The organism is Pseudomonas sp. P9_2 (genome assembly GCF_034008255.1).
GTDB lineage: Bacteria > Pseudomonadota > Gammaproteobacteria > Pseudomonadales > Pseudomonadaceae > Aquipseudomonas > Aquipseudomonas synxantha_A.
Map to the genome: position 1 here is coordinate 603073 of NZ_CP125376.1, position 20772 is coordinate 623844.

26 protein-coding genes are annotated in these 20772 nt (G+C 59.2%); 11 read left to right on the plus strand and 15 right to left on the minus strand.

All coding sequences use genetic code 11. From position 1 onward, the window contains the following. The first annotated feature begins 103 nt into the window (after positions 1-103). Positions 104-1267, plus strand: a complete 1164-nt coding sequence (locus QMK52_RS02555; RefSeq protein WP_194440139.1) for a 1-acyl-sn-glycerol-3-phosphate acyltransferase — start codon at positions 104-106, stop codon at positions 1265-1267. Positions 1268-1433: 166 nt separating this feature from the next. Here the strand turns inward: QMK52_RS02555 and QMK52_RS02560 are convergent, their stop codons facing one another. Next, complete coding sequence (locus tag QMK52_RS02560) at positions 1434-1682, minus strand: hypothetical protein (protein WP_005784883.1); 249 nt, start codon at positions 1680-1682, stop codon at positions 1434-1436. A 182-nt stretch (positions 1683-1864) separates the two neighbouring features. On the opposite strand from QMK52_RS02560, the gene QMK52_RS02565 reads away from it, so the two are divergent. Then, positions 1865-2074 carry a hypothetical protein gene (locus QMK52_RS02565; protein WP_005784881.1) on the plus strand — a complete coding sequence of 70 codons (210 nt, stop codon included), beginning with the start codon at positions 1865-1867 and terminating at the stop codon, positions 2072-2074. A gap of 59 nt (positions 2075-2133) precedes the next feature. On the opposite strand, the gene QMK52_RS02570 is transcribed toward QMK52_RS02565, so the two are convergent. Beyond that, positions 2134-2718: a YajG family lipoprotein gene (locus QMK52_RS02570; RefSeq protein WP_005784879.1), complete on the minus strand. Its 585-nt coding sequence runs from the start codon at positions 2716-2718 to the stop codon at positions 2134-2136. 182 nt (positions 2719-2900) lie between these two features. Here QMK52_RS02570 and QMK52_RS02575 point away from each other — a divergent pair, with 182 nt between their 5' ends. Continuing rightward, entirely contained in the window at positions 2901-3134 is a 234-nt protein-coding gene (locus QMK52_RS02575; protein WP_005784877.1) for a hypothetical protein, read from the plus strand. Positions 3135-3860: 726 nt separating this feature from the next. Next, positions 3861-5369 carry a malate dehydrogenase (quinone) gene (mqo, locus tag QMK52_RS02580; RefSeq protein WP_005784875.1) on the plus strand — a complete coding sequence of 503 codons (1509 nt, stop codon included), beginning with the start codon at positions 3861-3863 and terminating at the stop codon, positions 5367-5369. A 54-nt stretch (positions 5370-5423) separates the two neighbouring features. Here the strand turns inward: mqo and QMK52_RS02585 are convergent, their stop codons facing one another. From QMK52_RS02585 to QMK52_RS02595, 3 genes are all read right to left on the minus strand, one after another. After that, positions 5424-5711: a PA4642 family protein gene (locus QMK52_RS02585; RefSeq protein WP_005784873.1), complete on the minus strand. Its 288-nt coding sequence runs from the start codon at positions 5709-5711 to the stop codon at positions 5424-5426. A gap of 72 nt (positions 5712-5783) precedes the next feature. Next, positions 5784-6251: a WbuC family cupin fold metalloprotein gene (locus QMK52_RS02590; protein WP_194440138.1), complete on the minus strand. Its 468-nt coding sequence runs from the start codon at positions 6249-6251 to the stop codon at positions 5784-5786. Positions 6252-6254: 3 nt separating this feature from the next. After that, positions 6255-6812: a hypoxanthine-guanine phosphoribosyltransferase gene (locus QMK52_RS02595; protein ID WP_005784869.1), complete on the minus strand. Its 558-nt coding sequence runs from the start codon at positions 6810-6812 to the stop codon at positions 6255-6257. A gap of 164 nt (positions 6813-6976) precedes the next feature. On the opposite strand from QMK52_RS02595, the gene upp reads away from it, so the two are divergent. After that, on the plus strand, positions 6977-7615 hold the full coding sequence (upp, locus tag QMK52_RS02600) for a uracil phosphoribosyltransferase (RefSeq protein WP_003188608.1): 639 nt from the start codon (positions 6977-6979) through the stop codon (positions 7613-7615). 2 nt (positions 7616-7617) lie between these two features. Then, a complete protein-coding gene (locus QMK52_RS02605) occupies positions 7618-8892 on the plus strand; it encodes a uracil-xanthine permease family protein (protein WP_005784866.1) in 1275 nt (424 codons plus the stop codon). 123 nt (positions 8893-9015) lie between these two features. On the opposite strand, the gene hisC is transcribed toward QMK52_RS02605, so the two are convergent. The 10 genes from hisC to QMK52_RS02655 all read right to left on the minus strand — a co-directional run bounded on the left by hisC (position 9016) and on the right by QMK52_RS02655 (position 16969). Further along, positions 9016-10068, minus strand: coding sequence for a histidinol-phosphate transaminase (gene hisC / locus QMK52_RS02610; RefSeq protein WP_320403792.1), 1053 nt, complete (start codon positions 10066-10068; stop codon positions 9016-9018). A 3-nt stretch (positions 10069-10071) separates the two neighbouring features. Further along, positions 10072-11388 (minus strand): histidinol dehydrogenase, encoded by a 1317-nt coding sequence (gene hisD, locus QMK52_RS02615; RefSeq protein ID WP_003188601.1) that lies wholly within the window; start codon positions 11386-11388, stop codon positions 10072-10074. Between the two features lie 128 nt (positions 11389-11516). Then, on the minus strand, positions 11517-12152 hold the full coding sequence (gene hisG / locus QMK52_RS02620; RefSeq protein ID WP_003188599.1) for an ATP phosphoribosyltransferase: 636 nt from the start codon (positions 12150-12152) through the stop codon (positions 11517-11519). Between the two features lie 138 nt (positions 12153-12290). Beyond that, entirely contained in the window at positions 12291-13556 is a 1266-nt protein-coding gene (gene murA / locus QMK52_RS02625) for a UDP-N-acetylglucosamine 1-carboxyvinyltransferase (protein ID WP_005784861.1), read from the minus strand. Between the two features lie 23 nt (positions 13557-13579). Next, positions 13580-13819, minus strand: coding sequence for a BolA family protein (locus tag QMK52_RS02630; protein WP_003188597.1), 240 nt, complete (start codon positions 13817-13819; stop codon positions 13580-13582). Positions 13820-13934: 115 nt separating this feature from the next. Then, positions 13935-14240 carry a lipid asymmetry maintenance protein MlaB gene (locus tag QMK52_RS02635; RefSeq protein WP_005784859.1) on the minus strand — a complete coding sequence of 102 codons (306 nt, stop codon included), beginning with the start codon at positions 14238-14240 and terminating at the stop codon, positions 13935-13937. Further along, positions 14237-14884, minus strand: a complete 648-nt coding sequence (locus tag QMK52_RS02640; protein WP_005784857.1) for a phospholipid-binding protein MlaC — start codon at positions 14882-14884, stop codon at positions 14237-14239. Before QMK52_RS02640 ends, QMK52_RS02635 begins: the two co-directional genes overlap by 4 nt. A gap of 11 nt (positions 14885-14895) precedes the next feature. Further along, positions 14896-15363: an outer membrane lipid asymmetry maintenance protein MlaD gene (mlaD, locus tag QMK52_RS02645; RefSeq protein ID WP_005784855.1), complete on the minus strand. Its 468-nt coding sequence runs from the start codon at positions 15361-15363 to the stop codon at positions 14896-14898. Then, positions 15363-16160: a lipid asymmetry maintenance ABC transporter permease subunit MlaE gene (gene mlaE / locus QMK52_RS02650; RefSeq protein ID WP_005784853.1), complete on the minus strand. Its 798-nt coding sequence runs from the start codon at positions 16158-16160 to the stop codon at positions 15363-15365. Before mlaE ends, mlaD begins: the two co-directional genes overlap by 1 nt. Next, the gene (locus QMK52_RS02655) at positions 16160-16969 is read right to left on the minus strand and encodes an ATP-binding cassette domain-containing protein (protein ID WP_005784851.1); all 810 of its coding nucleotides are present in this window, start codon (positions 16967-16969) and stop codon (positions 16160-16162) included. Before QMK52_RS02655 ends, mlaE begins: the two co-directional genes overlap by 1 nt. Before the next feature lie 298 nt (positions 16970-17267). Here QMK52_RS02655 and QMK52_RS02660 point away from each other — a divergent pair, with 298 nt between their 5' ends. From QMK52_RS02660 to lptB, 5 genes are read left to right on the plus strand one after another with little or no spacing between them, the layout of a single operon-like run. After that, the gene (locus QMK52_RS02660) at positions 17268-18242 is read left to right on the plus strand and encodes a KpsF/GutQ family sugar-phosphate isomerase (protein ID WP_005784849.1); all 975 of its coding nucleotides are present in this window, start codon (positions 17268-17270) and stop codon (positions 18240-18242) included. Beyond that, positions 18243-18767, plus strand: a complete 525-nt coding sequence (locus QMK52_RS02665; RefSeq protein ID WP_005784847.1) for a KdsC family phosphatase — start codon at positions 18243-18245, stop codon at positions 18765-18767. 8 nt (positions 18768-18775) lie between these two features. After that, positions 18776-19348: an LPS export ABC transporter periplasmic protein LptC gene (gene lptC, locus QMK52_RS02670; protein WP_005784845.1), complete on the plus strand. Its 573-nt coding sequence runs from the start codon at positions 18776-18778 to the stop codon at positions 19346-19348. Beyond that, positions 19335-19868: a lipopolysaccharide transport periplasmic protein LptA gene (lptA, locus tag QMK52_RS02675; protein ID WP_005784843.1), complete on the plus strand. Its 534-nt coding sequence runs from the start codon at positions 19335-19337 to the stop codon at positions 19866-19868. Before lptC ends, lptA begins: the two co-directional genes overlap by 14 nt. Continuing rightward, a complete protein-coding gene (lptB, locus tag QMK52_RS02680) occupies positions 19868-20593 on the plus strand; it encodes an LPS export ABC transporter ATP-binding protein (RefSeq protein ID WP_005784841.1) in 726 nt (241 codons plus the stop codon). Before lptA ends, lptB begins: the two co-directional genes overlap by 1 nt. Positions 20594-20772 lie beyond the last annotated feature (179 nt).

Genomic DNA, 20772 nt, shown 5'->3' on the forward strand with positions numbered 1-20772 from the left:
ATCGCCGGTCTATTTACAGGGCTATTTCCGGCAGAGCCAGTTTACTCACGCCGCCCCTGCTATTTCCTTTACTTACCCTAGCCGTTTCTAACAAGAGAGCATGATGGGCGAATTCGATACCATCCGACCTTACAACGACAGCGAAGTCCCGGCAGTGCTGGCGCGTCTGTTCAGTGACAAGGCCTTTCTGGACATCCTGACCCACTTTCGCTTCCCGCGCTTTGCCGGCGCCCTGGGCTGGTTGCTCAAGCCGATGATCGCGCGTAAATTGCGCCGTGAGTTTGCCGGCGTCACCACCGTGGCGACGCTGCAAGACAAAGTCGAATACTACGTTGACCACACGATTGACCGGGCGACCGACGGCGTGACCTACACCGGCGTCGAGCAGCTCAAATCCGGCACCGCCTACCTGTTTCTGGCCAACCACCGCGACATCGTGATGGACCCGGCCTTCGTCAACTATGCCGTGTACCACGCCGGCCTGCCGACGCCACGCATCGCCATTGGTGACAACCTGCTGCAAAAGCCGTTTGTCAGCGACCTGATGCGCCTGAACAAGAGCTTCATCGTGCACCGTTCGATCACCGGGCGAAAGGAGAAGATGGCGGCCTACAACCTGCTGTCGGCCTATATCAACCATTCGATCCGCAACGACTGCCAGTCGATCTGGATCGCCCAGGCTGAAGGCCGGGCCAAGGATGGCGATGACCGTACCGAATCGGCGATTCTCAAGATGTTCCACGTCAGCCGCAAGGACGAGCCGTTTGCCGAGGTCATCCAGTCGCTGAACCTGACGCCGGTGTCCATCAGCTACGAGTACGACCCTTGCGATGCCGCCAAGGCCCGCGAGCTGTATATCCGCGCCACCACCGGCACCTACACCAAGGCGCCGGGCGAGGACGACGTGAGCATCGCCCTGGGTATCACCGGCTACAAGGGCCGCGTGCACGTGAACTTTGCGCCGCCGATTACCGAGCGCTTCGAAGATACCAAGCTGCTGGCAGTGGAAATGGATCGGCAGATCCTCGGTGGCTACCGCTTGTTTCCGGTGCATTACCTGGCGTACGCACAGTGGGATGATGCTGATCCGCAGTTGCAAGTGCCTAAAGCCGCCGAAGTATTCCCGGCCGATGAGTTGGCCAAGGCGAAAGCTGAATGGGAGCGGCGCCTGAACGAATGCCCGGCCGAACACCGGCCTTATCTGGTGGTGCAGTATGCGACGCCGGTACGCAATCAATACCGCGTAAAGGCCGGGATCCCTCTGTAATATGTGACCCTACAGGGGATATGTGGCAGGCGCTGATTCTACGGGCAGTACATGGCCAGTGTGGGAGCTGGCTCGCCTGCGAGAGCGGTGGTTCAGTTAAAGATTCAGTGGCTGATACACCGCCTTCGCGGGCAAGCCCGCTCCCACATTTGGTTTTGCAGTGGAATTAGAAATGGGTGCTGAACCAGGAGGCGGCCAGGGCCAGGCCAAGGCAGCCGAACCCCACACGGTAAGCCTGACGATGCGCCCGTTCAGTGTGCGTTTCCAGAAAAAGCATCGGCTGATCAATCGCGCGCTCTTCGCTACGCATGGCGAGTTCGGCCATCGCACGTTGCGCGTGCAGGCGGGTGATGAACAGCACCAAGGCGCCCGAGCAGGCAACCAACAGGGCAACAGCATTGATGAGCAGCGCCATCGCAAACCTCGGCGAATCAGTATTCGGATATCAGTCCAGATACCAACCTGAACGATAGTCGCCTCCTGCGCCTTTAATGCTCCTTCTCCGTTGACGGCTAATGTATCCAGTAATTTACAGCGTCACCTGAACGTCACCTTAACAAGTCACTCTGTTGCCCTTCGATGCTTGAGGAGCTAGTCATGTTGCACGCGCAAAACCAGGATCGGCTGTATCTGATCGCCCCAAACGATGAGCAAGAGGCGCTGGTCGGCAGCCTTGCGTTCAACGTCCAGGATCGCCACTGGCTGGTGTATTGCGCGCTCGGCGGCCACCAACATGCGGACTTGCCGGAACTGGATTTGCTCACCGGCGTGAGTGTGCTGGACTTCTATGTCGATACGGCGGCATGACCAAACCACGGGCATAAAAAAACCGGGCTCATCACTGAGCCCGGTTTTTTGTGCACGGTTTATTGCGAACTGAGCAACTGGCCGATGCTTGGATCCTTGAACAGGCGGGTCAAGGCATCGCTGAGCACATCGCTGACCAGCTTGGTGTTGGTTTCCTGGTTGGGCGACATGCCGAAGCGCTGGTTCAGCGATGCGGCGTAGCGGCCACTGTAGCGACGGGTACCGGCGCTGACGTCAGACTTGAAGGTCGCACCGATGGAGGCTTCGGTCACATACAGCCCCTCTTTGGGCGACTGGTACTTCAGCTCGGCCAGGGTCACGGTCAGTTGCGGCACACCTGGCGAGTTGGTCGGTGTAAAGCCCAGCAAGCGCACAGCGGCTTCAGCCTGGGCCTGCAGTTTGGGCAGCACATCCTGACCGGTTACCGAAATCAGCGCAGTCTCCGGATACAGGCCGCCACGCGAGCCCAGGGTTGGCGACGGACGACCGTCGACCACACGTACCGACACCGCCTGGCCATGGCCTACCGCAGCCAACGGCGCGGTGACTTTAGGTTGCGGGCTGAGTTGTTGCGGGCTGTTGGCGCAGCCAACCAGGGTCAAACTGGTCACAGTGATCAAACCGAACAACAGGCGTTGCAACATACTCATTTCTCCAGGACTAGGTGCAGACAGGTCGCCAGTATAACGGTGCACGCACGCCACTCACCAGCAATCCTGAACGGTGGCTGAAGCCATGGGCAAATTACAAATTCGCATAAATTGGTCACCGCAGTGTCATGCCACACTGGCAATCTTCAAGCATGTAACACACCAGGTACACAGCCATGCGCCTTCTCAAGACACTGTTCATGTCACACACCCGTCACCGCCACTTCGCCCTGCTCGACGCCCAGGGCCATTGCCAGGCATTCAAGCAATGCAGCCTGCCGCCCGTCGGTGAAGGCTGGGTGGAAGTGACCGAGACTCATCTGGGCTGGATGCACCGCCCTCTGCCGGCCAGCGCCCGGGTCAAGCCGCAGGTTTTTCGCGCACAACACCGGCAAGCGTTGGCCTCCTGACCGGGACCCGAATAAAAGTCATAAAACACGCCCATTTCCTTGGCGTTCTTCGCTACAATCTCCCCCCGATTATAAGGACGTCTCCTGATCGGGCCCCGCAGCATCGTTAATGCCCAGGCATTAGCCCCAAAATCGCCCACAGAGAGCCGCCCACACAGATCAAGTGAAGCTGGCGTGCTTGCTGTTTCCTTTGCAAACCACCCCGCCTTTATCGGATCTGCCAGAGCTGCCATTGCGCTCGGCCACTTGTGTTGTTTGCCCGTTTTGCCGCATGTCGGCAGAGGTTTACGGGCCAGGTGCCAGGCTGGGGCAGCCCTTTTTTGAGGTTCACGTCTTCAAAAGAGCGTGAAAAAACGGGTTTTCACAACTTCACAAGAGTGTGGCGAGCAAATGAATAGTTTGGCGTTTGTACAAGCACCATCAGCGTCTGGGGCAGCCCAATTACACAGGATCGAGCCTTCCTCAAAAACCGGAGCTTGAGCCTGTCCGCTACGGATTGGTTGCACGAATCGCACGCTTTGACCATAAGTCGAATTGCCACAGGCGCCCATGAATGCGTTCATAGGCAGATTAGCCCGGCAGGAAGCGTGTGCTGAAGTTGCAAAGAATTGCGAAACGGACATGGCGATCCTGGCCATGGGTAACCTGGGGCAACACGTGAACCGCCCCGTCACTCCTGGCAGCCATGCCGTCAATTTGGTGCTGCAGATTTTGGAGACGCGTTAAATGGCGCATAACGAAGCAGTCGACGTAGTTCTGGTAGGGGCCGGCATCATGAGTGCCACCCTGGCCGTACTGCTCAAGGAGCTCGACCCCGGCCTCAAGCTGGAAGTCGTTGAGCTGATGGATTCGGGTGCCGCGGAGAGTTCCAACCCGTGGAACAACGCCGGTACCGGCCACGCCGGGCTGTGTGAGCTGAACTACACGCCACAGGCCGCCGATGGCTCCATCGACATCAAGAAAGCCGTGCACATCAACACCCAGTTCGAGGTGTCGAAACAGTTCTGGGCGTACCTGACCAAGAAGGGCACCTTTGGCTCGTCCAAGTCGTTCATCAGCCCGGTCCCGCACCTGAGCTTCGTGCAGGGCGACAAAGGCGTTTCCTTCCTCAAGAAACGCTTTGAGACCCTCAGCCAGCACCACGCGTTTTCGGACATGCACTACACCGAAGACCGCAGCGAAATGGCCGAGTGGATGCCGCTGATGATGCCGGGCCGCCCGCTTGACGAAAAAATCGCCGCGACCCGCGTGATGAACGGCACCGACGTCAACTTCGGCGCCCTGACCAATCAGTTGCTCAGCCACCTGACCAGTTCGCCTGATGCCCAGGTCAAATACTGCAAGCGCGTCACCGGCCTCAAGCGTAACGGCGCCGGCTGGACCGTGAGCATCAAGGACGTCAACAGCGGCAACAGCCGCGAGGTGGACGCCAAGTTCGTGTTCCTCGGCGCCGGTGGTGCGGCCCTGCCGCTGCTGCAAGCCTCGGGCATCGAAGAAAGCAAAGGCTTCGGCGGTTTCCCGGTCAGTGGCCAGTGGCTGCGTTGCGACAACCCTGAAGTGGTCAAACAGCACCAGGCCAAGGTCTATAGCCAGGCTGCCGTGGGTTCGCCGCCCATGTCCGTGCCGCACCTGGACACCCGCGTGGTGGATGGCAAGAAGTCGCTGTTGTTCGGGCCATACGCAGGCTTTACCACCAAGTTCCTCAAGCACGGCTCGTTCCTTGACCTGCCGATGTCGATTCGCGCTGGCAATATTGGCCCGATGCTGGCCGTGGCCCGCGACAACATGGACCTGACCAAGTACCTGGTCAGCGAAGTGCGCCAATCCATGGAGCAGCGCCTGGAATCCCTGCGTCGCTTCTACCCCGAGGCGAAAGCCGAAGACTGGCGCCTGGAAGTGGCCGGCCAGCGGGTGCAGATCATCAAGAAAGACCCGAAGAAAGGCGGCGTGCTGCAATTCGGCACCGAGCTGGTGGCGGCCAAGGACGGTTCGCTCGCGGCGCTGCTGGGCGCATCTCCGGGTGCCTCGGTGACCGTATCGATCATGCTGGAGCTGATTGAACGCTGCTTCCCGCAGAAGGCTGCCGGTGAATGGGCGAGCAAGCTGCACGAGATCTTCCCGGCGCGGGAAAAGGTCCTGGAGACGGATGCCGAGCTGTATCGCAAGATCAACACGCAGAACAACATCAGCCTTGAGCTGGTGGAGCAAAGCAACGAAGCCCAAAGCTACGCTTAAGGTTTGAATGCAAAAAAAAACGCCCCTCGGGGCGTTTTTTTGTGGCTCGGATAATCAGCCGCGTGCTTTGTCGATCAGCTCGATGTATTCAGCGGCGTTGCGCTGGTCCTTGATCAGATCAACGAAGGTCTGGCCATGCTCGTCCTGGCCATCCAGGTCCAGGCCTGCTTCTTGGAAAAAGCCCAGGAAACGCTCGAAGTCGTCGATACGCAGGCCGCGATAGGCCTTGATCAGTTTGTGCAGGGACGGCGAAGTCGCATCAACCGGCTCGAAGTCTAGGAACAACTTGATTTGGTCGTCACCGATCTCGTCACCAATCACCTGTTTCTTATCTTTACGCATTACCGACTCCAGCCTGCAGACATTTACACGGGGTTTGAAGTCTACCTGCGCGACGCAGGATGTGGGAGGGGCTCAATCGAACTGGGCAAGCATCCAGCGGTGATACTCCGCCATACCCGCCTCGCCTTCACGGGGCGCCCAGCTTGCCAGCTCACCTTCGCCAACAGGACGGTAAGGGCCAGCCTTGCATTCAAACATCACGCTGTCCGGCTCCAGCACCACCAGGCTATGAAAAACACCTGGCGAAAGGTCTACGCCCTGGCACTCTCCGCCGGCTTGCAACACACGCTTGCTGAGTAGCTCGCCGACCTCGCTGAAAATCAAGATTCCCAAGCGCCCCTTGAGCACCAGCAGAGTTTCAGCTTTATCAGCGCTCAGGTGACGATGAGGCTGCACATAGGTGCTGGGTTGCAAGCCGACCGCCATGCGATGACAAGGCTCTTGCATCTCATGGAAGTTGACGTTCTGACGCCCACGGGGGCTGGCGGCCGCTTTCTCGGCCAATTCGGCAAACAGGGTCTGATCAAGAAAGCGGGCCATCGATTACATTCCTTTAACGGCAAAGATGCCATTGGCGTTACGCCAGTAGCCTTTGTAGTCCATGCCATACCCGAAGATATAGCGGTCGACGCACGGCAGCCCAACAAAATCGGCTTTCAATTCAGGACGGGCTTTGCGGTCGTGGTCTTTGTCGATCAGCACAGCGGTATGCACTTTGCGCGCGCCGGCATGTTTGCAGAAATCGATGATCGCGCCCAGGGTATGACCTTCATCGAGGATGTCATCGATGATCAGCACATCGCGGTCAATGAACGAAACTTCCGGCTTGGCCTTCCAGAACAGATCGCCGCCGCTGGTTTCGTTGCGATAACGGGTGGCGTGCAGGTAAGAGGCTTCCAGTGGGAATTGCAGGTGGGTGAGCAATTTACCGGCGAAGATCAGGCCACCGTTCATCACACAAAAGACCACCGGGTTGGTGTCGGCCATTTCGCGGGTGATGTGCTCGCCGACCTTGGCGATTGCTGCTTCGACCTGCGCTTCGGTGTACAGGCAGTCAGCCTCGTGCATGATTTGACGGATATGCTCGAGATCAGCAGACATGGCGCTCTCCAAGGGGGTGCTGTGGCAAGAAAAGCGGGCGAAGGTACGCTTCTCGTGCGCTCCAATCAAGCCTTTATGGACTAACGTACTTGATGTCTATAGGACAACACTCTCGGATAGATTAATCTAGGCCGGTTTTTTTGCCCGCCGCCGGAGCCTTTCCCATGCCCACTCGCGAGATCCGCCACCCGCTGATCCGACACAAACTCGGCCTTATGCGCCGTGCCGACATTAGCACGAAGAATTTCCGTGAGCTTGCTCAGGAAGTCGGAGCGCTGCTGACTTACGAAGCCACCAAGGATTTACCCCTGGAAACCTACGAGATCCCCGGTTGGGCCGGTCCCGTACAAGTGGAAAAAATCGCCGGTAAGAAAATTACCGTCGTCCCTATCCTGCGCGCCGGTATCGGCATGCTCGAAGGTGTACTCAGCCTGATCCCGGGCGCCAAGGTCAGCGCCGTGGGCGTTGCCCGCAATGAAGAAACACTGCAGGCCCACACCTACCTGGAGAAGCTCGTTCCGGAAATCAACGAGCGCCTGGCCATGATCATCGACCCGATGCTCGCCACCGGTAGCTCCATGGTCGCGACCATCGACCTGCTGAAAAAAGCCGGCTGCCGGGACATCCGTGCCATGGTGCTGGTGGCCGCGCCCGAAGGCATCGCCGCCGTCGAGAAAGCCCATCCGGATGTGCAGATCTACACCGCATCCATTGATGAGCGCCTGAATGAACACGGCTACATCATCCCAGGCCTTGGCGATGCCGGTGACAAGATCTTCGGCACCAAGCAGAAGGACGCGTGAACATGCAGGATGAATTCAACGACCCGCTTTGGCGCCAGATCCTGTCTGGCGCACAGATGCTCTTCGTAGCATTTGGCGCGCTGGTGTTGATGCCGCTGATCACAGGTCTTGATCCAAACGTCGCACTGTTCACCGCCGGCCTGGGCACATTGTTGTTCCAGGTGGTGACAGGGCGGCAGGTGCCGGTATTTTTGGCATCGAGCTTCGCGTTTATCACCCCGATCATCCTCGCCAAAGGCCAATTCGGCCTGGCGGCGACCATGGGCGGGGTGATGGCGGCCGGTTTCGTCTATACGTTCCTGGGCCTGGCCGTGAAGGTCAAGGGCACCGGCTTTATCGACCGGCTGTTGCCGCCAGTGGTGATCGGCCCGGTGATTATTTCCATCGGCCTGGCCATGGCACCGATTGCCGCCAATATGGCCATGGGCAAGTCCGGCGACGGAGCCGAGTTGATCCATTACCAGACGGCGATGCTGATCTCGATGCCCGCACTGCTGACCACCTTGATCGTGGCCGTGTTCGGCAAAGGCATTTTCCGCCTGGTGCCGATCATCTCCGGCGTACTGGTGGGTTTTGCCATGTCGTTCTACTTTGGCGTGGTCGACACGGCAAAGATCGCGGCTGCGCCGTGGTTCGCCCTGCCCCACTTTACCGCGCCAGAGTTCAACTGGCAGGCGATCCTGTTTATCGTCCCGGTGGCCCTGGCCCCGGCGATCGAACATATCGGCGGTGTGATTGCGGTGGGCAGCGTGACCGGTCGCGACTACCTGAAAAAGCCCGGCCTGCACCGCACCTTGCTGGGTGACGGTATCGCCACTACGGCTGCCGGCATGTTTGGCGGCCCGCCGAACACCACCTACGCCGAGGTGACCGGCGCAGTGATGCTGACCAAGAACTACAACCCGAAAATCATGACCTGGGCGGCAGTGTTTGCTATCAGCCTGGCGTTTATCGGCAAGTTCGGCGCACTGCTGCAGAGCATCCCCGTGCCGGTGATGGGCGGGATTCTGTGCCTGCTGTTCGGCTCGATTGCTGCGGTGGGGATGAACACGCTGATTCGCCACAGGATCGACCTGGGTGAAGCACGCAACCTGGTGATTGTGTCGGTAACCCTGGTATTCGGGATTGGCGGTGTGCTGGTCGGCACCGGCACCGGCCCGGACGATTTCGGCCTCAAGGGCATCGCCCTGTGTGCCGTGGTGGCGATTGGTTTGAACCTGTTGCTGCCGGGCAATGATGGCTGGAAGAACAAGAAGCCGGATGAGCCGCTGATCTAAGCCCTCCAGTTTTCTGGTGTAGCTGGTGGCCTCATCGCGGGCAAGCCCGGCTCCCACAGGGAAATGCAGTTTCCTGTGGGAGCCGGGCTTGCCCGCGATGAGGCCCTTACTGCCTGTAAAGAATTAGAGCTCGCCGAGCCCATCAATCAGCGCCTGGTTCTGCTCAGGCGTACCGATACTGATCCGCAGGAATTGGGCAATCCGCTCCTGCTTGAAGTGCCGCACGATAACCCCCTGCTCACGCAACTTGGCTGCCAATCCAGCAGCGTCATGCCGTGGGTGGCGCGCAAAGATGAAGTTCGCCGCCGAGGGCAACACTTCAAACCCTTTGCCTTCCAGTTGCGCGACCACCTTGTTGCGGCTGTCGATCACCATCTGGCAGGTCTGCTCGAAGTATTCACGGTCTTCGAACGCCGCCGCCGCGCCAACAATCGCCAGGCGATCCAGCGGGTAGGAGTTGAAGCTGTTCTTGACCCGCTCCAGCGCCTCGATCAGGTCTGGGTGACCCACGGCCAGGCCCACACGCAAACCGGCCAGTGAGCGCGATTTGGACAGGGTCTGGGTTACCAGCAGGTTCGGGTAACGGTCCACCAGGCTGATGGCGGTTTCGCCACCGAAGTCGATGTAGGCTTCGTCGACCACCACCACCGAATCCGGGCTGGCCTTGAGGATCTGCTCCACCGCATCCAGCGCCAGTAAGCAGCCGGTGGGTGCGTTCGGGTTGGGGAAGATGATCCCGCCGTTGGGCCTGGCATAGTCAGATGCGCGAATCTGGAACTGCTCGTCCAACGCCAGCGCGTCGTACTTGATGCCGTAGAGGCCGCAATACACGGGGTAAAAGCTGTAGCTGATATCCGGAAACAGCAGTGGCAGATCGTGCTGGAACAGGCCATGAAAGATGTGCGCCAGGACTTCATCGGAACCGTTGCCCAGGAATACCTTGCCGGCGTCGATCCCGTAATACCTGGCCACGGCTTGTTTGAGCAGGTCGCTGTTGGGGTCCGGGTACAGGCGCAAGTTGTCGTTCAACTCGGCCTGCATCGCTGCCAATGCCTTGGGCGATGGGCCGTATGGGTTTTCGTTGGTGTTGAGCTTGACCAGCTTGGTCAGCTTCGGTTGCTCACCGGGTACGTAAGGCACGAGGTCCTTGACGAAAGGGCTCCAGAATTTGCTCATGCCTTACTCTCCCTTGACGATGCGGTATTCAGCGCTGCGTGCGTGAGCGCTGAGGGATTCACCACGGGCCAGCACCGAGGCAGTCTTGCCCAGCTCGGAAGCACCTTGTGGCGAGCAGAAGATAATCGACGAACGCTTCTGGAAGTCATACACCCCCAGCGGCGATGAAAAACGCGCAGTGCCGGAGGTCGGCAACACGTGGTTAGGCCCGGCGCAGTAGTCGCCCAGGGCTTCGCTGGTGTGACGCCCCATGAAGATGGCACCGGCGTGACGAATCGACGGCAACCAGGCCTGTGGGTCCGCTACGGACAGCTCCAGGTGTTCCGGCGCGATGCGGTTGGCCACTTCGATGGCTTGCTCCATATCACGCACCAGAATCAGTGCGCCGCGGCCATTGATCGACTTCTCGATGATTTCGGCACGCTCCATGGTCGGCAGCAGCTTATTGATGCTGGCGGCGACCTTGTCGAGGAACTCGGCATCGGGGCTGACCAGGATCGCCTGGGCATCTTCGTCGTGCTCAGCTTGGGAGAACAGGTCCATGGCAATCCAGTCCGGATCGGTCTGGCCGTCACACACCACCAGAATTTCCGAAGGGCCGGCGATCATGTCGATGCCGACCTGGCCGAACACATGGCGCTTGGCGGTGGCGACGTAGATGTTGCCTGGGCCAACAACCTTGTCGACCTTCGGCACGCTTTCGGTGCCATAGGCCAGGGCCGCGACGGCCTGGGCGCCACCGATGGTGAACACCCGGTCGACACCCGCGATGCAGGCGGCAGCCAGTACCAGCTCGTTGATTTCACCACGAGGGGTCGGCACCACCATGACCACTTCAGTGACACCCGCCACTTTGGCCGGAATCGCGTTCATTAACACGGACGACGGATAAGAGGCTTTACCGCCCGGCACGTAAAGGCCGGCACGGTCCAACGGCGTGACCTTCTGGCCCAGTACGGTGCCATCGGCTTCGGTGTAGCTCCAGGAGTCCTGCTTCTGCTTTTCGTGGTAGCTGCGTACCCGCGCCGCTGCGACTTCCAGGGCTTCGCGCTGGGGCGCGGTGATACGCGTCAGGGCCAGCTCAAGGCGCTCGCGGGGCAGGATCAGGTCCGCCATCGACTTGACGTCCAGGCCGTCGAACTGACGAGTGAAGTCCACCAGCGCCGCATCACCGCGCTCGCGCACGGCCTTGATAATGTCGAGCACCCGCTGGTTGACCGAGTCGTCGGACACGCTTTCCCAGCTCAGCAGATGATCCAGATGATGGGCGAAATCCGGGTCGGCAGCGTTGAGTCGGGCAATTGCAGTGGACGTGGTCATAGCGAGGGCCTCAATAGAATTGGCAAAAACTCAGGCGCCCTAAACTAGCAGTCGTTTCCGCTTGGGCACCTGAGAATTCTGGCTATGAGGCGGATAGACGGGCGCAGCCTTTGGGCTACGCGGGTGAGTCAACCGCGGTGTCGAGACTCCACTGCCTTGCGCAGGGTGTCGATCAACGCCTGGATACGGGCGTGTTGCATCTTCATGGAAGCTTTGTTGACGATCAGGCGAGAGCTGATGTCGGCGATGAAATCCTGTGGCTCCAAACCGTTGGCGCGCAGGGTGTTGCCGGTGTCGACCACGTCGATGATCTTGTCGGCCAGGCCGATCAGCGGCGCCAGCTCCATCGAGCCGTAGAGCTTGATGATATCGACCTGGCGGCCTTGTTCGGCGTAGTAGCGCTTGGCGACATTGACAAACTTGGTCGCCACCCGCAGGCGGCCCTTGGGCTCGACATCACCGACACGGCCAGCGGTCATCAGCTTGCACAGGGCGATACGCAGGTCCAGTGGCTCATACAAGCCCTGGCCACCGTATTCCATCAGCACATCCTTACCCGCGACACCGAGGTCGGCGGCACCATGTTCAACGTAGGTCGGCACGTCGGTAGCCCGCACGATCAGCAGGCGAACGTCGTCCTGGGTCGTGGGGATGATCAGCTTGCGGCTCTTGTCCGGATTCTCGGTCGGCACGATGCCCGCTTCAGCCAGAAGCGGCAACGTGTCGTCAAGGATGCGGCCCTTGGACAGTGCGATGGTCAACATGGGAACGTCAGTCCTTCATCAGGCTATTGCTGTCCGGTCACAAACAGTGCCAGACACAGATCGAGGCCATGACAGCCTCGATTTGAAACAAACCAGTGTGTAGGAGCGAGCTTGCTCACCCCTACAGGGCAGCGGGGGTTAGCCCGGTACGCGGCGGATTTTAGCGCCGAGCATCTGCAGTTTTTCTTCGATGCACTCGTAGCCACGGTCTATGTGGTAGATGCGGTCGATCAGGGTGTCGCCTTCGGCGCACAGTGCCGAGATTACCAGGCTGGCGGAAGCACGCAGGTCGGTAGCCATTACTGGCGCGCCCTTGAGCTTGTCGATGCCGGTGACGATGGCGGTATTGCCTTCGACCTGGATCTTGGCGCCCATGCGGTGCAGTTCGTACACGTGCATGAAGCGGTTTTCGAAGATGGTCTCGATCACGGCACCAGTGCCTTCGGCAATCGCGTTCAGGGAGATGAACTGCGCTTGCATGTCGGTCGGGAACGCCGGGTATGGAGCGGTACGCACGTTGACGGCTTTTGGCCGCTTGCCGTGCATGTTCAGCTCGATCCAGTCTTCGCCGGTGGTGATCTCTGCGCCGGCTTCCTTGAGTTTTTCCAGGACGGCTTCAAGGATGGTCGGATCGGTGTCCTTGACCTTCACGCGGCCACCGGTCACGGCAGCGGCAACCAGGTAGGTACCGGTCTCGATGCGGTCAGGCATGACTTTGTAGGTGGCGGTGTGCAGACGCTCTACACCATCAATGGTGATGGTGTCGGTGCCAGCACCGGAAACTTTGGCGCCCATGGCGTTGAGGAAGTTGGCCAGGTCGACCACTTCCGGCTCACGCGCGGCGTTTTGCAGCACGCTGCGGCCTTTGGCCAGGGCAGCGGCCATCATGATGTTTTCGGTACCGGTCACACTGACGGTATCAAAGAAGAAGTTCGCGCCACGCAGGCCGCCTTCCGGCGCCTTGGCCTTGATGTAGCCGCCTTCGACGTCGATGACTGCGCCCATGGCCTCAAGGCCACGGATGTGCAGGTCGACCGGACGCGAACCAATGGCACAACCGCCAGGCAAGGCCACTTCGGCTTCGCCGAAACGAGCAACCATCGGGCCCAGCACCAGGATCGACGCACGCATGGTTTTCACCAGTTCGTACGGGGCGATCAGGGTCTTGATGGTGCGCGGGTCGATTTCGACGGCCAGCTTCTCGTCGATCACCGGCTCAATGCCCATGCGGCCGAACAGCTCGATCATGGTGGTAATGTCGTGCAGGTGCGGCAGGTTGGCTACAGTCACCGGGCCATCGCACAGCAGGGTCGCTGCCAGGATCGGCAAGGCGGAGTTTTTCGCACCAGAAATGCGGATCTCGCCATCAAGGCGGGCACCACCGGTAATAATCAATTTATCCATAAGAATCTCGACGCCTTGGGGGCTCAGGTGCGCTCGGCCCAGGCCGCGCGGCTGAAAAATTTCATAGTGACCGCATGGATGCTGCCATCGGTGATCCATGGGTTCAAATGGGCATAGATCTGCTGCTGACGCTTGACCGGGCTCAATGCCGCCAGTTCATCGCTAATCACGTTCAGCTGGAAATTGCAGCCTTCGCCTTCAACTTCAACAGTCGTTTCCGGCAGCTTTCCTTCAAGGAAGCTCTTAACTTCTAGGGCCTGCATGCTCAACCTCTATCGGCGCCCAGTGCGCACGGGTCGCACATCATACAAAAAAGCCCCGCGCCTGCGAACCCCGCATAGCAGGACTCTGACGGGGGGCTTTTCTGATAAATGTGTATTAAGGGTGTGCCAACAGCTCGGTCAGGCCGGAAACTTCGGCAATCTCGCGCATGTCTTCAGGCAAGGCACGGATACTGAGCGGCTTTTTTGCCGCTTCGGCATCGCGCATGAAGCACAGCAGCAACGACAGACCGACGCTGCTGGACTTGGTCACCGCCGAACAGTCAACCACCAGCGCAGGCGCATTGCTGGCCTTGATCAGTGCCTGGCCCTGCTTGCGCAGGTCAGGCCCGGTACGGTAATCGAGCACGCCGCTGAGCAACAGCTCGCCGGCGTCGCCGATACGAACAGCCGCCTCGGTCATTGCGCAGGCTTCCCGGCAGCTTTGTCGGTTTCTTCCTTGGCCTTGGCCACTTCACCGGCCCAACCATTGATGGTCTTGTCCAGGTTATTGCCATTGCGCTGCATCGCATCGGCGAACTGGTCACGGAACAGCTTGCCGATGTTGATGCCGTTGATGACCACGTTGCGCAGCTTCCATTCACCGTTGATTTTCGTCAGGGTGTAGGACACCGGATAGATCGCGCCATTGCTGCCCGAGACTTTCATCCCGACCTCGGCACGGTCGCCCGACTCCTCCCTGGCAGGGTCAACGACGATGCCCTGGTTGTTGTATTCCAGCAGAGCGTTGCCGTAAAACTGGAACAGACCACGCTTGAAGTTTTCCTGGAACGTCTGCATCTGCGCAGGTGTTGCCTTGCGCGAATACTTGACCGTCATGATGCTGCGCGAAATGCCCTCGGCATCGACTACCGGGCCGACAATGGTATTGAGCGCGTTATAAAACTGACTCGGGTCTTGCTTGTACTTTTCTTTGTTGGCAGTCAGGTCAGCCAACATTTTGTTGGTCGTGTCCTGCACCAGGTCGTGAGCAGAACCTGCCGCGTTAGCCATCAGCGGCAGCGCCGCCAGCAGCACCAGCAGGCCACGTCGCAAGGTAGAGATCATGAACAGATTCCTCATTTAGCGTCTTTATTGACCGTATTGAGCAGGAATTTACCGATCAGGTCTTCAAGTACCAACGACGACTGTGTGTCGTGGATTGTAGAGCCATCCTTGAGCAAGGCTGTTTCCCCGCCCACGCTGACACCGATGTATTTCTCGCCCAGCAGCCCCGCAGTGAGGATAGATGCCGTGGAGTCAGTCGGCAGGTTATCTACCTTCTTGTCCACCTGCATGGTCACTCGCCCGGTGAAGCTGTCGCGATCCAGATCGATTGCCGTGACCTTGCCGATGGTAACGCCGGCCATGGTCACTTTGGCTCTGACCGTCAAACCGGCGATATTGTCGAAATACGCGTAAAGTTTATAGGTATCGGCGGTGGGGCTGGCCGACAGGCCGCTGACTCGCAGGGCCAACAACAGTAAAGCCAGGATGCCAGCCAGCAAGAAAAGGCCGACACCGATCTCCACAGTGCGGTTTTGCATCAGAAATCTCCAAACATCAAGGCGGTCAAAATGAAGTCAAGGCCCAGTACCGCCAGCGAGGCGTACACAACGGTCTTGGTAGTGGCACGACTGATCCCTTCTGAGGTGGGCTCGCAGTCATAGCCTTGGAATACGGCAATCCACGTCACTACAAAGGCAAAGACAATGCTCTTTATGATGCCGTTGAGCACGTCACCGGTGAAGGTCACGCTGTTTTGCATGTTGGCCCAGTAGGAACCGTCATAGACGCCCAACCAGTCAACCGCCACCCACGAACCGCCCCAGATACCCACCACGCTGAAAATCATCGCCAGCAATGGCAGGGAAATGAAGCCGGCCCACAGGCGCGGGGCAACAATGTACTTGAGCGGGTCCACACCGATCATTTCCAGGCTGGACAGCTGCTCGGTGGACTTCATGTTGCCGATTTCGGCGGTCAGCGCCGAACCTGCACGCCCCGCGAACAGCAAGGCAGTAACCACCGGGCCGAGCTCACGCAGCAGGGTCAAGGCCACCATCTGGCCTACCGCCTGCTCGGAACCGTAGCTGGACAGGATGTTGAAGCCCTGCAGCGCCAGCACCATGCCGATGAACACCCCGGAGACCACAATGATCACCAGAGACATCACACCCACTGCGTGCAGCTGCTTGAGCAGCAGGCCGAAGCCCCCACCGATGCCGCCGCGGCCCAGCAAGGCGTGGAACAGGAAAATGGTCGAACGCCCCAGGACTTCGATGATGTCGATGCCCGAGCGACCGAAAAGGCGAACCTTTTCGATAAGAGATGTCTTGCGCATCAGCGCTTCCCCAGAAGATCTGAGCGGTAGTCCGCTGCCGGAAAGTGAAAAGGCACCGGGCCATCGGGATCGCCGGTCATGAATTGGCGGATACGCGGGTTATCGGCGTTCATCAGCTCTTCAGGCGTACCCTGCCCCAGCACCTGGCCATCACCCACTACATACAGGTAGTCGGCGATGCTCGCGGTTTCGGCCAGATCGTGGGAGACCACAATGCTGGTGATACCCAATGCATCATTGAGCAGGCGGATCAGACGCACCAGTACACCCATGGCGATCGGGTCCTGCCCCACGAATGGCTCGTCGTACATAAGGATCTGCGGGTCGAGGGCAATGGCCCGCGCCAGGGCGACACGGCGCTTCATACCGCCGGACAATTCGTCCGGCATCAGGTCGATGGCACCGCGAAGGCCAACGGCCTGCAGCTTCAGCAACACAATGTCACGAATCATTTCATCGGACAGCTGGGTATGCACCCGCAGCGGGAAGGCTACGTTTTCGAAAACATCGAGGTCGGTAAACAGCGCGCCGCTCTGGAACAGCACGCCCATATGCTTGCGCGCATCGAACAGATCGCTGCGCGACAGCGTCGGCAGGTTCTGGCCGTTGACCCACACTTCGCCGGCACTGGGGCGCAATTGCATGCCCATCAGGCGTAACAGGGTGGTCTTGCCGCAACCGGAAGGCCCCATGATGCCCGTGACCTTGCCGCGAGGAATGCGAATATCGACGTTATTGAAGATGCTGCGCGAACCGCGCTTGAAGGTAAGGCCCTTCAGCTCGACCGCGTAGGCGTTATCGGCACTCATCTAATCTCCTTGGGATGCAGCCTTTCACTCAGACACCATGTGTGCGACTTTGGTTTGCAACGGATGCGCAATAATTAGGCACATGGGTTGGGCGGACCGAACTGGCGGCGAACTATATCACCGCTGGTGCGGCGCCCCCAAGGCCGGAACAGCGCTCGTTCAGATTTAGGACAGGGAATAACCGTTACCGAAGGTGATTGGCTGGAACTTCGCGCACAAAGCCTGACGAACTTACGTGAGGGAATTGATCATTACCGCTATAATCGCCGCCTTTTCGTCAGGCTATACGATTTCAGACATGAGCCAATCCAGCGAACTTGTTCAATCCGCACAACGCACCATCCGCCTAGAGCTTGAAGCCGTAGAAGGCTTGCTGGCCCATATCAACGCGGATTTCGTGCGCGCCTGCGAGATGATCCTGGCCAGCAAGGGCCGCGTTGTCGTGGTCGGCATGGGTAAATCCGGCCACATCGGCAACAAGATCGCCGCCACCCTGGCAAGCACTGGGACCACCGCTTTTTTCGTGCATCCGGCCGAAGCCAGCCACGGCGACATGGGCATGATCACCAAGGATGACGTGATTCTGGCGCTGTCCAATTCCGGCACCACCAACGAAATCGTGACCCTGTTGCCGTTGATCAAGCGCCTGGGTATCCAGATGATCAGCCTCACGGGCAACCCGGAATCGACCCTGGCCAAGGCCGCCGACGTCAACCTCAACGTGCACGTGGCCCATGAGGCCTGCCCGTTGAACCTGGCGCCGACCTCCTCCACCACCGCTGCACTGGTCATGGGCGATGCCCTGGCGGTGGCGCTGCTGGAGGCCCGCGGGTTTACCGCAGAAGACTTCGCATTTTCCCATCCAGGTGGTGCCCTCGGCCGTCGCCTGCTGCTGAAAGTTGAAAATGTCATGCATTCGGGCGCCGAACTGCCAAGCGTTCCACGCGGTACCCTGCTCAGGGATGCGCTGATGGAAATGACCCGCAAGGGCCTGGGCATGACGGCAATCCTGGAGGCCGACGGACGCCTTGCCGGGATATTCACCGACGGTGATCTGCGCCGCACCCTGGACCGCACCATTGATATTCACACCGCCACCATCGACGCGGTGATGACACCCCACGGCAAGACCGCCCGCGCTGAAATGCTCGCGGCTGAAGCGCTGAAAATCATGGAAGACCACCGGATCGGCGCGCTGATCGTCGTCGATAACGACGATCGACCGATCGGAGCCCTTAACCTTGGCGACTTGCTGCGCGCAGGAGTGATGTAAATGACCAGCGATCTGTTGCAACGCGGTAAAAACATCAAGCTGGCGATTTTCGACGTTGACGGCGTGCTGACCGACGGCCGCCTGTACTTTCTCGAAGACGGCAGCGAATTCAAGACATTCAATACGCTCGATGGCCAGGGCATCAAGATGCTGATGGCAGCGGGCGTGCAAACGGCGATTATCAGTGGTCGAAAGACGCCGGTTGTGGAACGCCGCGCACAAAACCTCGGAATTGCTCACCTGTATCAGGGCCGCGAGGATAAACTGGTGGTGCTGGACGAGCTTCTTGGCCAACTCAACCTAAGCTATGAACAAGTCGCCTATCTGGGTGACGACCTGCCCGACCTGCCGGTGATTCGCCGGGTGGGCCTGGGCATGGCGGTCGCGAATGCCGCGGCGTTTGTGCGCGAACACGCCCATGGCATCACCACCGCCCGTGGCGGCGAAGGTGCTGCCCGCGAGTTCTGCGAGTTGATCCTGCGTGCCCAGGGCAGCCTTGAAGCGGCCCACGCCGCCTACCTATAGAGCGTTATATGCTGAGCAAAAAGATTCGCAACTTCCTGCTATTCGGGGTCATTGCCGCGCTGTTCCTGGCGGTGGGCTACTGGAATATCAGCCCGGAGCGCTTTCTCGACAAGCCTGTTGCGCAGGTTGACGAAGGTGTTATCGACTATTACGCCACCAACGCCTACAGCATTCAGTTCCTGCCAGACGGCAAGGTGCAGTATGAAATGACGTCGGACAAGGTCGAGCACTTGAAATCCTCTGAAGTCAGCCTGCTGACCAATCCGGACCTGAACCTGTATCGCGGCACCGAATTCCCGTGGCATGTCACCAGCAAACGTGGCGAGGTCAACCCGGACGGCACCGAAGTTGAACTGATCGACTCGGTCCGCGTCGCACGTACAGACGCGCAGAACCGCGACACCATCATTACCAGCAGTCGCATGACGGTATTCCCACAGAAGCAATATGCGCAGACCGAGCAAGACGTTAGAATCGACGGCGCTGGCGGTGTATCGACTGGCAAGGGAATGAAAGCGTATTTGAAAGAAAGCAGGATACACCTGCTATCGAACGTAAGAGGACAGTATGAGGCTCGTTAAAACCCTCCCTATTTTGCTCGGTCTGGGCGCAGCACTGGGAAGCGTGAGCGCCTGGGCTCTGCCGAACGATAGCCAGCAACCGATCCACATCTCGGCTGACGATGCGCAGCTCGATGACAAGCAAGGTGTTGCCACCTACACCGGCGGCGTCATCATCACCCAGGGTTCGATGAAGATCACCGGCAATACGGTGACCTTGACGCGTACCCAGGCCGGCGATATCGATGTCGTGACCTCAGTGGGCAACCTGGCTTACTTCGAACAGAAGCAAAAGGCAGAAGATCCAGGCCCGATGAAGGGCTATGGCAAGACCATTCAGTATCATGCCCTGCAGAATCGCATCGTCCTGATCGACCAGGCCAAAGTGCTCAGCGCCGACGGCAACTCGACTGAAGGCGAGAAAATCGTCTACAACACCAAGACCCAGGTCGCTCAGGCCGGTCGCGCCAATGGCAACAAGGTCACCGCACCTCGTCCACGTATCGACATGGTTATCCAGCCGAAGAAGAAGGCCGAGTAATGGCAACCCTGAAAGCCCAGCATCTGGCCAAGGCCTATAAAAGCCGCCAGGTGGTACGTGATGTCAGCCTGTCGATCGACAGCGGCCAGATCGTCGGTTTGCTCGGCCCCAACGGTGCCGGCAAGACCACCTGCTTCTATATGATCGTCGGGCTGGTCCAGGCGGATCAGGGTCGCGTATTGATCGACGACCTGGACGTCAGCCACCAGCCCATGCACGGTCGTGCACGCGCCGGTATCGGCTATCTTCCCCAGGAAGCGTCGATCTTCCGTAAACTGTCGGTAGCCGACAACATCATGGCGATCCTCGAGACCCGCAAGGAACTCGACCGCGACGGCCGCCGCAAAGAGCTGGAAAGCCTGTTGCAGGAGTTCCACATCAACCATATTCGCGACAACCTCGGCATGAGCCTGTCCGGTGGTGAGCGCCGCCGCGTGGAAATCGCCCGCGCCCTGGCCACCGCACCGAAGTTCATCCTGCTGGATGAGCCGTTTGCCGGCGTTGACCCGATTTCGGTCGGCGATATCAAGCAGATCATTCACCACCTCAAGGCCAAGGGTATTGGCGTGCTGATCACCGACCACAACGTCCGTGAGACGCTGGATATCTGTGAAACCGCCTATATCGTCAACGATGGTCAGTTGATTGCTGAAGGCGACGCCGAGACCATCCTGGCCAATGAACTGGTCAAGGAAGTTTACCTGGGTCACGAGTTCCGCCTGTAGACGGAGTGGTATCGCGCCTTTCGCCGGAGCGCGCAGGAGTCAATAGAAACCTTGGTTTTTTTATTGTTACCGCGCTCTAGGCAAAGGCCCTGATATCAGGCATATAATTTGCTTATGTTGGCGCTCACGCGCCCTGTCGTGGATGGCGCATTGCGCCGGCGAATAAGGTGTTAAGCCCC